This window comes from Paracoccus sp. PAMC 22219 (assembly GCF_000787695.1).
In the GTDB taxonomy this organism is placed as follows: domain Bacteria; phylum Pseudomonadota; class Alphaproteobacteria; order Rhodobacterales; family Rhodobacteraceae; genus Paracoccus.
In genome coordinates, this window is record NZ_BBPH01000257.1 from 1 (window position 1) to 1,241 (window position 1,241).

A 1,241-nucleotide genomic window follows, 5' to 3' on the forward strand; every position below is an offset into this window, starting at 1 on the left:
CGGCGGGCGGTGGCGCGGGCATAGACCGCCCCCAGGGGGGACAGCAGACGGGCCCTGGCGGTGGGCGGGCTGCGGAACCAGAAGGCGGGCGCGCGGGTCATGGGGTGGGGCTTTCGGCAAGGTCCAGGGCGGCGATCACCCGGTCGGCGATGCGGATCGCCACATCGGCGCCGCCGGTGCTGACCATCCAGGCGTTGCTGGCCAGCGTGGCGATGGTTTCGGGCTGGGTCAGTTCGGTCACGGCCACGGCCAGATCGTCGGCGGTGCGGACCTGGCGCACCGCATGGGCGCCGGCCAGCTGCTGCCATTCGGTGGCATAGGGCCCGGCCTGCGGACCATGCACGATGGCCGACCCCAGGGCCGCGGGTTCGAACGGGTGGCGCATGGCGTCGGATTCGCCCGACAGGGTGCCCCCCATGAAGCTGACGGGCGCCAGCCGGTACCACAGCCCCATCTCGGTCGGGCCGTCGGTCAAAAGGACCTGGATCTCGTCGCCGAAATCCTCGTCCTCGCTGCGCCGCGCGACGGTCAGGCCGCAGGCCTCGATGTCGCGGGCCAGCCCGTCGATGCGCGCAGGCTCGTCCGGCGCGATGATCAGCAGCGCGCGGTGCGACCGGCGCAACGCGGCCTGATGGGCGGACAGGATGGCCTGTTCCTCTGCCGGAGGCAGGCTGGCGGCGAACCAGGCGTGGCGGCCGTTCATCTGCTGGGCCATCGACACGCGTTCTGTTTCCGAACAGCGCAGCGGCTCGCGGATTTCCGACACCGGGCCGGTCATCGACAGATCACCCGCGCCCAGGCCCATGCGCCGCGCCACATCGAGGCTGGTCGCGTCACTGACCATCACCGCCTGCATCTGCGACAGCAGCTGGCGTCGCATGCGGGCATGCAGGCCCCAGCCCAGGTCGGCGCCCGTCAGGCGGAACTCGGCCAGGATCAGCGGAATGTGGCGCGCGGTGGCCGCCGCGATCAGCGCGGGCGGCAGGTCGGTGCCCAGCAGCAGGACGGCGCGCGGCCGCCCGCGGTCCAGCACCTGCGACACCAGCGCCGGGTCGTCGCCCGGATCGTCCGGACCCTGGGCCGACAGGCGGATCAGGCGCAGGCCGGGGCGCGCGCGCGACAGGCGGCCCAGGATCTGGGGTTCGGCGCGCAGGGCATCGGCGCTGGTGTGGATCGCCAGCGCCCGGGCCCGGTTCCGGCGGGGATGGCCGGGCAGGGCCGGGGCCGTCGCCGCGGCGGCC

At 74.1% G+C, this 1,241-nt stretch carries 1 protein-coding gene; it reads right to left on the bottom strand.

Annotated features, from left to right (window positions below; translation table 11 throughout):
• Positions 1 to 97: 97 nt before the first annotated feature.
• The coding region (locus TY51_RS19830) for a 3-deoxy-D-manno-octulosonic acid transferase (RefSeq protein WP_052650512.1) at positions 98 to 1,241 on the bottom strand (1,144 nt) is incomplete at its 5' end.